We start from the raw sequence: 13,324 nt of genomic DNA, 5'->3' as shown, positions 1-13,324 counted from the left end.
TAATTTAAATTACCTCCTTTTTGAATATAGACAAGATAAAAATAAATAAAATTAAACAGAAAAACCTTTACTCAAAAAGGAGTAAAGGTTTTTTCACAATACAAATAAATGATTATTAAGACAGCTTTGCCAAAATCACAGAGGTGCCTTTCTATCAAATCGTATACCACTCCCTCGTTGAGTTTTAGCACTGTATAGCATAGGTTTTTATAACCAGCTACATTAAGAAGGGCCTTAATCCGACCGTTCCTGTTGACCCATTGGCGTCTCTCGACATTTTTGGGCAGCAGCGTTTCTCTATACAGGAGCCTCACCTAACAAAGATTATTGAATTACTTCAAAATTTAAACCAGAATTTAATATTTGTCAACTGACTTTAAATTCCATTCATAAAAAAATCTTTTATAGAAAATGAAATTATATTTTACTACAAATTTAAAACTCCACTTAAAAAACATAGAATTCAAATAGATTTTATTTGAAGAAACGTTATAAAATATATGAAACTTATTGTTTATAATTAATTTTCACCTTTATAACAGAAAATGAATGATTAGTTATTCTTTACTTCAAAAGAACATTTTTCCAAAAATCTTCTTTTATGATTAAAATCTTCTTTACTGTTTATCAAATTTATATGATTAAACTACTTAATCAAACGATACACTACAAGTGGAATATATGTATTTATACGCAATGATTACATACATTTTCTCACATCATTTCTCAAAGCGCTATAAAGCAATAAAACATATAAAATTAGCAATACGGTTACTTGACAAGCAAAAAAAATATATTTATGCTTGCAACACGAAACAAATACATAAAATTTATATTGCTAAACCTGTTAGGTGAGGCTCCTATACAAACACAGGCTATTGCCCAAAAATGTCGAAAGACGCCAATGGGTAGAACAGGAATTGTCGGATTAAGGCTCTTCTTAAGATAGCTAAGTAATGAATTTTCATTACTTTACGTTGTATAGTGCCAAAGCTCTACTAGGGGGAGAAAAGCCTTATTTAGTCATGCCATTTTAAATCCCTCTAGTTACATACTAGGGGGATTTTTGCGTAAAAAAACAGGGAGTAAGCAATAGAATCATCCTAAACAAAAGTCATATTTAGTAATTGACGAGAACAAGATTCTATTCATTAGCAAATGTAATATTATGTTTTGTTTTAAATCAGGAGGATATTAAAATGAAAAAAATATTAAAACTCGATTATTTATTGCTCCTTCCTCTATTCATAACATGTACTTTAGGGATTATCATGATGTATAGTGCGAGCTCCATTGTCGCTGTCCAGCATTACGGTTATAACAGTAGACACTTTGTTGATTCTCAATTAACAAAGCTACTTTTAGGAACAATAGGATTAATAGTTTGTGCTATACTCCCATATGAAATATGGAAAAAACGAATAGTTTCAATCTGTATTATGGTTGGGGGAATTTTTTTATTAATTATGGTTTTATGGAAAGGAAAAATAGTAAATAATGCTCAATCATGGATCTTTGGAATACAGCCAGCTGAATTTCTTAAATTAGGAACAATACTTGTAACAGCTCGTTTTTTTGCATTACGACAAGAACAAGCTAAAAATAATTGGAGTGCTATCGGAAAACTTTTATTTTTTTTAGCTACAATTTTTTTTCTTATCTTTAAACAACCAAATTTAGGATCTGCACTTTTAATATTAGGTATAGGTTTTAGCATATTTCTTTGTTCAGGAATAAATATAAATCTACTAATCAAAAGAACTACCATCGGTTCTATTTTATGGTTACCTATTTTATATTATTTGATTCAATATAGTTTATCAGAAGTTCAAAAGACACGTATTACTACGATTTTCAATCCCTTTGTTGATGCACAAGGAAATGGATACCAGCTTGTAAATTCTTTTATTGCCATTGGCTCTGGAGGAATCACTGGTCGTGGGTTTGGAAATAGTATACAAAAAACAGGTTATCTGCCAGAACCACACACTGATTTTATAATGGCAATAGTTTCTGAAGAACTAGGATTTATTGGTGTATTTATTATCTTAACTGGAGTTTTGACTATAGTACTTCGCTCCTTAAAAATTGGACAATTATGTGTAGATCCATTCGGCAGTTTTATAGCAATTGGTATAGGATGTATGATCGGTATGCAATCAGTTGTAAATTTAGGTGGTATTACAGGACTATTTCCTCTTACAGGTACCCCATTTCCATTTGTAAGTTTTGGTGGAAGTTCTTTAATGGTCAATTTAATAGCAATAGGAATATTGCTTAATGTCTCAATTTTCAATAAAATAAGATATTCTCCTTTTTGATATATTTAATATATGAAGTAAGCGAACAATTTTAAGTTAATCTTCCCTTTTTATTTGGCTAAGTATTCTAAAGCATGAGGAGGCATATGCGGTTGTATTTCTTCATCAAATCAAATTAGCATTTCAGTTATTCCGTGAAAGGGTGCTTTAAAGAAATAATTAAAGCCTAATTTCTCACTTATACACCGAGAAATTAGGCTTTTTATATTTACATTTCCTTAACTATTTAAATCCGTATTTTTTCTGACGCTCCACTTTAAGTAAGTGCAACTGAAGTCTTACCATACACCCCATCACTATTAAATCAAGAAACACATTCTTCCCCACGGCATATAAAAAAATAAGATTTCTTTTTAGAGAGTTCTTTAAAATCTTAGCCTTATAACAATGGATTGCCCCCAGCATTTCGGAAAAATACGATAAGAAAATTCATTTTAGAAAAAAGCCGCATATTATCTCGCTAAAAGTATACGCTTTTTTAAAATTTCAAGAACTTGTCACTCCCACGGCTAAAGCCGCAAATCCTACACCTTACGGTGTAACGGATGGGATTCTTGAATGACTGATCGTTCGCAGTTCACTTCTGTTGTAAAGAATTTAATATGTTTTTATGAATATGCAATAATGTTTGAATTTCTGTTTCCTCTAGTTGTTCTAATGCTAATGACATTGCTTTATAGGAAGTAGAATTTTCAATAGATTTTTGTGATATTTCTTGCCCCTTCATTGTTACTTTCAATTTTATCTCCCTACGATCTTCAGATGAGGGATTTCGCTCGAGTAATCCTAGATCGACTAATACATCCACATTTACACTCACTGTACTCTTAGGAACTGAAAGCCGTTCAGAAATACTTTTAAGGGTGATATTAGGGATTCCATAAATTGTGTTTAAGATTCCCATTTGTTGTACTGTTAATCCTAAACTAGAGGCATTTCGATTTGTAAATTTTATAATTTCTTTATTTATTGCTACAAATGACTGTACAACTTCTGCCTCTATTTTAAGACTTTGATTTTTTTGTATCATTGTAGTAACTCCTCTATCTCTATATAGTTCATCATGGAACTGTTCATAAATGAACCATTTTATCATGGACTACTTTCAGAGAAAAGTCAATTAACCCAATTCAACATAAAGCTACTTAATTCTAAAAGGGATCTCATCACATGTCCATTAGGCTACCATTTAAAAATTTTTTATTAAATAATTTAGTAATAACTCCATAAACTAAACTTACTTGTATCTCATAGGAGTGTATTAGTTGTGAAAAAAAATTCGATATTCCTCATTTTTTTTATAATTTCTCTTTGTTCAAAACCAATATCCATATATGCTTTTACAGATAGTCGTAAGGAATATGAAAAAACAGGGAAGGTAATTTGGGAGGTAAATACAAAGGAGAAAATCGTTGCACTAACATTTGATGACGGTCCTCATCCTATTTTCACCCCTCAAATACTTGATATATTAGCTAAATACAATGCAAAAGCAACCTTTTTCGTAGCAGGTAATAAAGTTAAAAGGTTTCCCGCTATTTTAATAAGGGAGGTAAAAGAAGGACACGAAATTGCTAATCATACTTATAATCACATTTATAATAAAAACATTACTGCAACTAAATTAACATCAGAATTAAATCAAACGGATGAAGTTATCAAGAAAATTACTGGTTATAAACCAACTCTGTATCGTCCAGTTGGAGGGCTACATAATGATTTAATTATTAATACAGCCATACAAAACGGAAAACTTGTGATCTTATGGTCGTGGCATCAGGATCCCCAAGATTGGAGGAGTCCAGCAGCTAGCAAAATTTCAAAGTATATCATAAAAGGTGTACAGCCTGGAAATATCATTCTACTTCATGATTGGAATGGTAGCGAATTTTCTGAGACATCTCAGACAGTTGAAGCATTAGAAAGCATCCTGATCCACCTTAAAAACAATGGTTATACATGTGTCACCGTATCTGAAATGCTATATCGTTCCATAAAAATAATTCCCTCTCTTTTTGATCCTATTTATCCGTGAATCTGGGTTTATTTACTTTCTCCTTTTTAAAATCTATTGTACTATAGTCATCTTTGTTACATTTAGAGAGATTATACACGTTTTCATAATGATTAGATCAAACTGTAAATTTATTAGTTTTAAACGAACATTTAAAATATTTTATAGCATAAAATAGACAATATGTAGTAGACATCATTAAAATCTACTACGTGAATAAAAAAGAAGGAGAAAATAAATGACTCTAAATATAAATAGAGTATTCCCACGTAATTGGTATGCTGTGAGTTATTCAAAAGATATAAAAAAGATGCCAGTAAAAAAAAGAGTTGCTGGCAAAGATTTTGTATTATATCGGGATGAAAAAGGAGAAGTTCAGGCTTTATCACCTTACTGCCCCCATCGTGGCGCTGACTTGTCACTAGGACAAGTAGTAAATGGCAAACTAGTCTGTCCCTACCATGGTTGGGAGTTCAATAGTTGTGGTACTTGTGTAAGAATTCCATCCCAACCCAATAAACCTATCCCGAAATTTGCTCATACCTTCTCATACCCTGTAAAAGAAAAGATTGGATTGATTTGGATATACCCTGATAGTGAGGAAGCTCCACCTGAATGGCAAACTTTTCATGTAATGGAGAACACTCCTTTTAAACTCTCTTCCTTCCACGCCACATGGAATGCACACCTTACTCGATCAATCGAATCTGTGCTGGATATTGCTCACCTTGCTTATGTACATAAAAAAACGATTGGTAGAAAAACAAAAGCTGAATCAACCAATTATAAGCTTGAGGGCACACTGGATCAGTTTATATTCTCAAATGGTGATGCTTACCTTGAATACAAATTCCCACATCAATGGATGCTTCACAGTGGAAAGCAGGAGAATGAGTCATTTATTCAGTACATTACGTTTACACCAATTGATGAAGAAGAGACATTAATTATGGGATATACCGGAAGGACATTTTTAAAGCACTTCCCTTTTCTAGATCAAATCTTAGCTAAATTTAGTTTAAAAGTACTAAAAGAGGATCAAATTATTGTAGAAAATCAACATCCTAGGCCTATACCAGAAGCTTTAAAAATGGAAGCCCATGTTCATGCAGATATGGCTCAAGTTCAATTTAGAAAACGTTGGTTTCAGTTTTTACAAAATGAGTCTTGTTTTTCACTTGATTAAAGTTACGTAACCCAGTAGTGAATATAGGTGTAGCGAAGTTTATAGATATGGATACTGCCCCATACCTATCAATCTATTGTATTGGTGTCACCCCACAACGATAAAAATACACTTAGTTTCCAGAAAATTAACCTAATTCTTATATAGCATGTACTGATTATTAAAGAAAAAATGCAATCGGGTCTATCGCTACATCAATAAAGATAATTCAAAATACCTTTCATTAATAACTAATGAAAGGTATTTTGAGTTAATCATTATAGCTCATCTTCTTCAAATTTTTCACTTTTATACTTGCTATATCCATATGTACATAAGCCAAAACAAACTCCACCTATACTATTTATAGTACGATAGTTGATTAATAATTACATCTAGAGGAACATCCCTGATTATAACAGTGAGCTTTGGCTAGCTATTCAAGTCACCTTATTTTACTCTCTTCGGTAAAGCTGAGCCTGAATGTTCAATTACTGGATGAACATGAACATTAATTTCAGCATTACTAAAATAATTTTCACCTTGATCCCAATTCTTACTTATTTTCTTCCATTCTTTATAATTATTCCGCTTATATACTTCTCCTAACGCTAATACATCAACCTTATATTTTTTTTGAACAAGCTTTATTGATTTTTGAATCTTTTGCTCCATCTCTTTTGAAATATCCTTCGTTAAGCGTTTTTCATTCATAAATTTTTTATGATCACTAAAATGCAACTCCGCCAAAGTACCTTCGAGAAATAGATGAATATCAAACTTCGGTTTTTTAGTATTTTCAGTAAATACCTTTATTTTTCGGTGTAGCTTATGAATTTCATATGTAATAAGCTGATTCTTTTTACGTATGGTAAAATAACCTCCTAATTTTTCACCAATTACAAAGTTCATTCCCACTGTCTGTTCTCCGTTTAACATTCCAACACACTTGTTATCCTTCCCACGAAACAACGCAGCCCCATTCATTTCTATCCCTTGTTTTGTTGGCCTTAAGACAGGCAGTACAAAACTTCGTTTTGAAATTATCTTTTCTTGCACGTCACCAATTCTTGCTGCCTCAACCATTTGAGCATTTTTCGGAAGGTGTTCAGCTAGCATATCAATATACTGTGCCGGTAAATTTTCTGGTTTTGCACTTTGCTTCAAGATAGCTTCTGCATTTTTTTCAGAAACAAATAGACGGATGTTTCTTCTCATTTCATGATCACGAATATACACATCTAGCGCATTTTGTAAAACATTAGGATTCGCGAGTAATTTTTCAGAAAAAATGATTACTTGTATATGCGGAAAAAATAATTCACGACTAATTTTTTTAGTGATAGTTCGTATTTGTTCAAATACACTATCTGCTTTTGCACTCACATTAATATAATTATTTCCTGCCCCTTTTCCACCTTGCTGCGTTAACTTACTGGGAAGTACCATCTGATATGTCCCTTTCATAATTGGATTTGATTTCTTTTCCTTAACAATATCGTAAGCCGCGCCTACTACAAATCCTCTTTCTTCTATCTCTGCTAACTCAGAGCAACCGCTGATAGCCCCAACTATAAGCGCAATTGTTATAATTTTAAGAAGACATTTCATTTCCACCATTCCTTTATTTTAGCTTATATACAATCAAAACTAGTAAAGGCGTTAACACAACAAAGTTCATATCAATGCAATCAAAATAATCCCACCGTCTGAAAATAAAACTTGTATTGCATTATCTCGAGACATAGACAATGCACCTATATCAATATTAGTTGAAGATGCCACAAAACCAAGTCGCCAATGTCTAAGTTTTTCATCTTTATGCTCAAATGATTTCAATTATTTTTGCTTCTCTAGATTTATTATAAAATCTTTCATTCACAATTAATCTGATTCATCTGTCAATATCGTTTTTGATAGACGAATAAATTTTTCTTTTCAATCTTAAAAAATGCAGGAGTAATAGGAGTTGTATAAGGAACACCAACGCTTTTAAATTTATTATTTGAGTCGTAAGTGTAATAAGATTTAAAATGATTCCATACAGTCTAAAACTAATCGAAATAACTAAAACAATAATACTAAGAGCGAATCTACAATCCCTATATTCACCGCCACTTCTCTAATTACAAGTCCAACTGTTTGTCCCATCGATTTCAGAGGTCTAATTCCAACTTTAACAATTCCACTCACTTAACATTCCTTTTAATAGGTTGTAGTTAGGTTCTGTTAGTAGAATGAAATATATACTAGAAAAGAGCTATCCCTCTTTAAGGATAGCTCTAACAGATGAATTATTTAACTCGTTTGGCTAGTCGAACACAGACATAAATACTAATCGATTAAATAACGGCGTTTATGAGATATGTTTGAAATTAACAAAAACATAATATAACCAATAAGTCTTTCGCTCCAAATTTACTTCTTCATTGAAAAAAACAACATTTTCAGCTAGATTTAGTAAGGTATTTTAGGATGAAAAATTATAAATCCATTGTGCAATTAATTGTAATTCATCAAATACAGAAATAGACATACAAATCCACTTTATTTTTTTAAGAAAGGCTTAACTTATTTATTTGTTAACCAACGTTAGAAATATTATTTGTATGTATTTAAAAACTCAAGAGCTTTGTTAAAAGCTTCTTGACCTGCAGGTGTATTCATTTTAAATTGAAATTCATGCGCTAAATCTCCAGAAATATTTTTATCAAAAAAGAGTTTTTCTACAGGTACCCCCTTACTTTCTAATGCCGAAGCCATTGCTTTGCCTTGTTCTTCAAATGATGCTTTATTTCCATCTGTAATAAACGTTGGTGGATAATCTTTTGTTATATGTTTAAAGATTGAAGCAATTTCTATTTCAGGTAAGCTTTCAAAATCCTTTTTCCAAAAATAAGCCCAGCCAGTGGTACGCATAAAGTCTTGCACTTCTTTAGTTGTTTCCATTTTAGCTAATGCAGGCATATCATACGGACCACAAAATAGTAATATACCTTTAATTGTTGAAGGTTCAACAATAGGATCAATTTTAGTTAAATTTGCATACCTAGGAGAGGTTTGAATATTAACGAATTGTCCAGATATTTGTGCTCCAGCAGAATCTCCTGCAAAATATACGCGATCTAATTTCAAATGATATTTTTTCGTATTTTCTTTTATATATTCGTAAGCTTCACCAAGTTGAAGTACTGGTGTAGGATACTTCCTTTTAGGAGCCAGAGCATAATTTATATTGATTACTGTATACCCCTTAGCCGCTAATTCTACTGCATAACCAGTAATGTCGGATTTATCTCCACCAACAAACCCACCCCCATGCACCCAAAAGATAACAGGTGTTTTTTCATTATGAATTCTTGGATAAATAATATCTAATGTGCCATCAGGAAATTTAGAATTATAATTGATATCCCTAACAATTTGTGTTTCGTTTATAGCATTTTTATAATTATCGGATTGAACAAACATTCCACCTTCAAACGCCTTTTTTATAAGAAATGCTTTTGGATTAGGAGAGAGATTCCAATAACTAATCCCCGCAACAATTAGTCCGAAAATAATCGTAAGTAATATAAACATTCTTTTCTTCCATACCCCTTTAGATTTTGATGATTTTAATTTCATAAGTTTAGAATCTCCATTCTTTTTAGTATCCTAACAATGTGAAAAAGTAAGTATTAATTTTGTGCACTAAAAAATATAAAAATAATGCTAATCTATCAAATGAATTAGTACCATTAGAAACACATGGACTTATTAAGGCACATATTTATCTAACCTACATAAACTAATGATGTACAATCGCCTACTTTATGAATTCTTTAATGATATATAGAAAGTGTTCATTAAGTTATGATTGTTGGGAAATATCATTTATATTTCTTCTAAAATATACAGGGTACATATTGCACATCGCGGTCTGTTTATTTTAGAGCAAGGTTGTTTATAAGTAGTTCCTTTCTTTAAAAAGAGGAAATATAATTTTTAAATTAAATCTCTAAATGAATAAATTTAGCACGGGAAAGGAATTGAATTTATGTCCAATTTTAATTTCATTTCAGATCAATTTGCTACAATTCTTAAAGGCAAGTGTAAAATAAATCAAGGTGGTTGTTCGGTGTCTTTTCACCGCAATTTCAAGGTGTTTATTCAAGGAAAAACAAGTGCCTATGTAGTACCCGTCGGAGTAAGTTTTGAATCATTAGATCAAAATGGTAATGCATTAAATCTAGGTGAAATCGCGGTTCTACAGGAAGAGATCCCTGCATTTATGAAATCAATTGTACAACAAGGAATTATTGTCAGTGCTTTACATAATCACTGGTTATACATGAATCCCTTAATTATGTATGTTCATATCCAATCGGTAGAGCCCCCGTTACATTTTGCAAAAAAATTGGCGAATTCCTTTTTGTCCTTAAACAGCTACCCTGTCGCTAATAACGAAGAACATTAATCAATGTTTTGGTCGTATTCATTTGTTATTCTGGGAAGCACCACGTGTCCATTAACTTAAGTAACATTAATCCCCCTAAACAAGTTTGATTAAAAAATGATGTTTTCTTATAGGTCATTTAAAATGAACTATAATCATTTGTGGAAGCATTACAACGATATATTCACTTGTATTTTTAGTAGAAATAGCCTATTCTTGGTCCACTGGAGAGGTAATATTATCTTTATAGGTATCAATATAGATATTTCCATTTGCAGCACGTACAGCATACGTAACATCTGTGTAGTGGAGGTTACGTTTTTTTAGTTCACACTGTAATTCTAGCTCCGTATGATTGTTTTGCCTTAAGTTTTCTGTCATAATTTCCCCATCCATAATTAGCTCGATAGGAAGTTTATACTCTTTTTTTGTTGTTATATTTAAATCTTGTTTTGTAACAGTACGGTATTCAGGTTTTTTCAAAACAGATATTTTACCATTTGTTTCAACTACGACATAAAGAACTTCTTCAATGTTAAAAATACCATTCTCTCTTAATTGTTGATTTAAATAATCTAGAGAATAGCGCATTTTCCGCATATTATTTTCTAAAATTTTTCCATTTTCAATAATGACTGTTGGATTTCCTGCAAATATTTTTCTGCCTATTCGACTTTTCATGGATATGTAACTTACCAATAAAATGATAAATACTAAAATAAGAAAAGCAATAACTGCATGATGAGTTTTTACATTCAAATTAAATGCCAAATTTGCAATAATACTTCCAATAGAGATAGCACCAATAAAATCAAAGGTATTCATTTCAGCGATAATTTGTTTTCCTAATATTTTTGCTCCGATAAATAAAATCGAGAAAGATAACAAAGTTCTCAAAATAATCTCTATATGTTGAGACACAAATAGCTCCTCCTTTTACGGTTGGGTGTTCGAATAATAACATCTTATATAAGAATAATATGTATCATTGCAAAAGAATTTATTATGTTCAATAACATTAGATAATTCATGTAGATGAATTAATCTCAATCTTGTTGTCAAGTTTCTCAAAAAATAATACTAACTTTCTACATAATATCAGTTCTTCACTTCGTTTTATGATTAGCTATAAGGAACGCTCTCGATTAGCGCTTTTTTTGTTTAAATACAGATTTTATTTTATTCTCATGCACCTTTTTGATTCTATTCCGTACATTATTATCACAAGGAACCCACAGATTTCTAAGGTCCAATTTCCTTGAATTTCTTGCACATCGTGTGGAAAGAACCCATTTATAGCAAACGGGTTCTTTTATTTATTCATCATACAATAACTATTTTATTAAGCTCCAATTTACATTTATGCTAACTCTATAATAGGTATACTGACATTTGCTTGCGGCCTAGTAGTAACAGGTAAAAAACACCTCTTATAGTTTGCGTTATAGTTATAACATTCAATTTACGTCATTGTCCTCCTGGAGTTTGTATAATAACTCCTCCACCTAAAGGAGTGACAAACATGTAAAGTATCTATTTCATTTCGAATCATTTATTTATGGTCGATATTTATCCTTCTCTTTCATCTCTAATCACTCTAACGCTTAATGATATTACGCATATTTTTAGATTTTCCATTTGTAGCTATATTAATTGAGACATTTCTTCGGATATTATTTTATGTAATGACCTTGAGATTAAATCAAATGCAGATTTATAATCTTCACTATCCTTTTTTTATACGTTATGATTTAGTACTGGTAGAGGTTGCTGCAGGGGAACGTTAATTACCCCTATCATAGTTGCCTGCTGCGCCTGTATGAAAACATACATTATTTGTTTGCAAGTCCGTGTTAGCAACACGTATTAACGCAAACTTCTAGTGAAGGTAATGGAAATAAATGTATGATGTGAATGTTTCAGGTTTGTTAAATGGAATGCAAGCAGTACTTCCTTCGATGATTGAGCACAAAATAAATACTTAATAAAAAATTAGGAATTATCTGGAATATGTTTTAAAAAACTTATTTTTCATTTTTTTATTCTCCTATTTAAACGGTATTTACTATGTAATTGTGCATATTAATTAAATACTTAACAAACTCAATGTTACACGTGGTAAAATATATGAGAAAGGTATTTTCTATAAAGTAGGTTCTTAGGCCAGAAGGCGTAACGCATCTCATATTCATGATGTGGCGTTACTGTTAACACCCATACATATGTAAACTATTTTTCAAATAAAGTCTATTGATGTCTAAGATTCTGTTTTATAGGAAGTGTTTTTATGGGATGGGGAATATATATAGGAACGTGGTTCAAGTCAAAGAAAAGGCACTCCTAGGAGTGCCTTTTCTTTGACTATTTATATGTGCGAACGCTTTCGAAATTATTGGATCTAAATTGATGTACGCATTGTATTAAATAGTGCATTTTTATCATTTTAGTCAAGAAGACTCCTTCCTCAAGGAGCGTGAAGGGTCAAAGCCTAGTGAGTAGGCGGGAGATGAGTGTCAATTGGCATAGGCCAACATGTTTACTATCATTTACTTGTACAGATTGCTATTCAAAAACTGAAGTTATGAGGTTGGTTGCAGAAAAACGTTGCAACCGTAAAATCTTTAACGTTCTATCGCCCCTCGTTTGCCGAAGTTGCGAATACCAAGCTAAAGTAGGTATTGTGTTGAGTGGTTCAATAGAATTGTCCCCTTTGTTTAACAAATGATTTTTTATAAATAATATGTTTATTAAACAATTAATTAAGAGGTGCTTATATGCCACAGAATCGAAAAGCAGAGGTTCAAAACGATGCATACAAAGGAAAAGAGATCATGCCAGATAATCCACAGTCTCTAGCGCATCACATGCAAAAAGAGCTGCCTCACGAATTTTCTGTAAATCCTCTGTTTGCCCGCGAAGGAGAATCCGTCGTTCCACGCTTTCATATGTCTGATGAAGGCATGTTACCAGAAACAGCGTATCAGTGTGTCAGTCACATCTCTTAGGGATTTTAAGAAAACGGCACGTAATCTAATTGAGCAATGTAAAATAAAGAGTACCATTCATCCATTATTAGCAGAACATGTATTTCGTGAAGCAGATAGATTTCTTGAAATTATTGATATGTTTGATGCTCATCTTACCAATATTAAATCACAACCTAAATATTAAAAATATGGAAAGATACTATTTTCCCTTAAGCTGAGAAGTTAATAATAAATTATTAGCTTCTTTTTTTATGATGGACTCATACTTTATTTTATTAAATATTACCAAAGGGATTTTTAATGTATAATTTCTTTTAATAAATTGAGCATTTCAGGAAAATTGATGGAAGGCAATAGTTTCAGGAATTTGAAGGTAAACGAATAATAAAAGGATACTTT

General features: G+C 31.6%; 10 protein-coding genes, 2 pseudogenes and 2 riboswitches. Of the genes and pseudogenes, 6 read left to right on the top strand and 6 right to left on the bottom strand.

Annotation, left to right across the window (positions count from 1 at the left end; all coding sequences use genetic code 11):
- Nucleotides 1-161 precede the first annotated feature (161 nt).
- Nucleotides 162-329: riboswitch (M-box (ykoK) riboswitch) on the bottom strand.
- 507 nt (nt 330-836) lie between these two features.
- Nucleotides 837-1,013, top strand: a riboswitch (M-box (ykoK) riboswitch).
- Between the two features lie 186 nt (nt 1,014-1,199).
- Nucleotides 1,200-2,321, top strand: a complete 1,122-nt coding sequence (locus ACUN28_RS29165) for an FtsW/RodA/SpoVE family cell cycle protein (RefSeq protein WP_098560582.1) — start codon at nt 1,200-1,202, stop codon at nt 2,319-2,321.
- 577 nt (nt 2,322-2,898) lie between these two features.
- Here the strand turns inward: ACUN28_RS29165 and ACUN28_RS29160 are convergent.
- Nucleotides 2,899-3,351 (bottom strand): MarR family winged helix-turn-helix transcriptional regulator, encoded by a 453-nt coding sequence (locus ACUN28_RS29160; protein WP_016090081.1) that lies wholly within the window; start codon nt 3,349-3,351, stop codon nt 2,899-2,901.
- Nucleotides 3,352-3,588: 237 nt separating this feature from the next.
- Here ACUN28_RS29160 and ACUN28_RS29155 point away from each other — a divergent pair, with 237 nt between their 5' ends.
- Nucleotides 3,589-4,356 carry a polysaccharide deacetylase family protein gene (locus ACUN28_RS29155; protein ID WP_016090082.1) on the top strand — a complete coding sequence of 256 codons (768 nt, stop codon included), beginning with the start codon at nt 3,589-3,591 and terminating at the stop codon, nt 4,354-4,356.
- A 217-nt stretch (nt 4,357-4,573) separates the two neighbouring features.
- Entirely contained in the window at nt 4,574-5,521 is a 948-nt protein-coding gene (locus tag ACUN28_RS29150; protein WP_016090083.1) for an aromatic ring-hydroxylating oxygenase subunit alpha, read from the top strand.
- A 429-nt stretch (nt 5,522-5,950) separates the two neighbouring features.
- Here ACUN28_RS29150 and ACUN28_RS29145 read toward each other — a convergent pair whose 3' ends face one another.
- The 4 genes from ACUN28_RS29145 to ACUN28_RS29130 all read right to left on the bottom strand — a co-directional run bounded on the left by ACUN28_RS29145 (nt 5,951) and on the right by ACUN28_RS29130 (nt 9,127).
- Nucleotides 5,951-7,111, bottom strand: coding sequence for a Ger(x)C family spore germination protein (locus ACUN28_RS29145; RefSeq protein WP_141537581.1), 1,161 nt, complete (start codon nt 7,109-7,111; stop codon nt 5,951-5,953).
- Between the two features lie 66 nt (nt 7,112-7,177).
- Nucleotides 7,178-7,339, bottom strand: a complete 162-nt coding sequence (locus ACUN28_RS29140) for a hypothetical protein (RefSeq protein ID WP_154214109.1) — start codon at nt 7,337-7,339, stop codon at nt 7,178-7,180.
- Between the two features lie 228 nt (nt 7,340-7,567).
- Nucleotides 7,568-7,693 carry a hypothetical protein gene (locus ACUN28_RS29135; protein WP_255290079.1) on the bottom strand — a complete coding sequence of 42 codons (126 nt, stop codon included), beginning with the start codon at nt 7,691-7,693 and terminating at the stop codon, nt 7,568-7,570.
- Nucleotides 7,694-8,101: 408 nt separating this feature from the next.
- The gene (locus tag ACUN28_RS29130; RefSeq protein ID WP_016090085.1) at nt 8,102-9,127 is read right to left on the bottom strand and encodes an alpha/beta hydrolase; all 1,026 of its coding nucleotides are present in this window, start codon (nt 9,125-9,127) and stop codon (nt 8,102-8,104) included.
- Between the two features lie 412 nt (nt 9,128-9,539).
- Between ACUN28_RS29130 and ACUN28_RS29125 the strand changes: the two genes are divergently transcribed.
- Complete coding sequence (locus tag ACUN28_RS29125; protein ID WP_016090086.1) at nt 9,540-9,959, top strand: DUF1259 domain-containing protein; 420 nt, start codon at nt 9,540-9,542, stop codon at nt 9,957-9,959.
- Nucleotides 9,960-10,148: 189 nt separating this feature from the next.
- On the opposite strand, the gene ACUN28_RS29120 is transcribed toward ACUN28_RS29125, so the two are convergent.
- Nucleotides 10,149-10,859 carry a DUF421 domain-containing protein gene (locus ACUN28_RS29120; protein ID WP_098506196.1) on the bottom strand — a complete coding sequence of 237 codons (711 nt, stop codon included), beginning with the start codon at nt 10,857-10,859 and terminating at the stop codon, nt 10,149-10,151.
- Between the two features lie 1,853 nt (nt 10,860-12,712).
- On the opposite strand from ACUN28_RS29120, the pseudogene ACUN28_RS29115 reads away from it, so the two are divergent.
- Together ACUN28_RS29115 and ACUN28_RS29110 are read left to right on the top strand one after the other, a co-directional pair.
- Nucleotides 12,713-12,928 (top strand): annotated as a pseudogene (locus ACUN28_RS29115) (hypothetical protein); the annotation flags it as partial.
- Nucleotides 12,924-13,109, top strand: a pseudogene (locus tag ACUN28_RS29110) (DUF2935 domain-containing protein); the annotation flags it as partial. The pseudogenes ACUN28_RS29115 and ACUN28_RS29110, both read left to right, overlap by 5 nt.
- Between the last annotated feature and the right edge of the window lie 215 nt (nt 13,110-13,324).

This window comes from Bacillus sp. WC2507 (assembly GCF_052656125.1).
The sequence above is the reverse complement of the archived record's forward strand: the minus strand, read 5'-3'. Positions and strand labels throughout refer to the sequence as shown.

What these genes read in the sequence shown, in the direction of transcription:
- ACUN28_RS29165 (WP_098560582.1), top strand. Translation starts at nt 1,200, where the DNA reads ATGAAAAAAATATTAAAACTCGATTATTTATTGCTCCTTCCTCTATTC.
- ACUN28_RS29160 (WP_016090081.1), bottom strand. Translation starts at nt 3,351, where the DNA reads ATGATACAAAAAAATCAAAGTCTTAAAATAGAGGCAGAAGTTGTACAG.
- ACUN28_RS29150 (WP_016090083.1), top strand. Translation starts at nt 4,574, where the DNA reads ATGACTCTAAATATAAATAGAGTATTCCCACGTAATTGGTATGCTGTG.
- ACUN28_RS29145 (WP_141537581.1), bottom strand. Translation starts at nt 7,111, where the DNA reads ATGAAATGTCTTCTTAAAATTATAACAATTGCGCTTATAGTTGGGGCT.
- ACUN28_RS29130 (WP_016090085.1), bottom strand. Translation starts at nt 9,127, where the DNA reads ATGAAATTAAAATCATCAAAATCTAAAGGGGTATGGAAGAAAAGAATG.
- ACUN28_RS29125 (WP_016090086.1), top strand. Translation starts at nt 9,540, where the DNA reads ATGTCCAATTTTAATTTCATTTCAGATCAATTTGCTACAATTCTTAAA.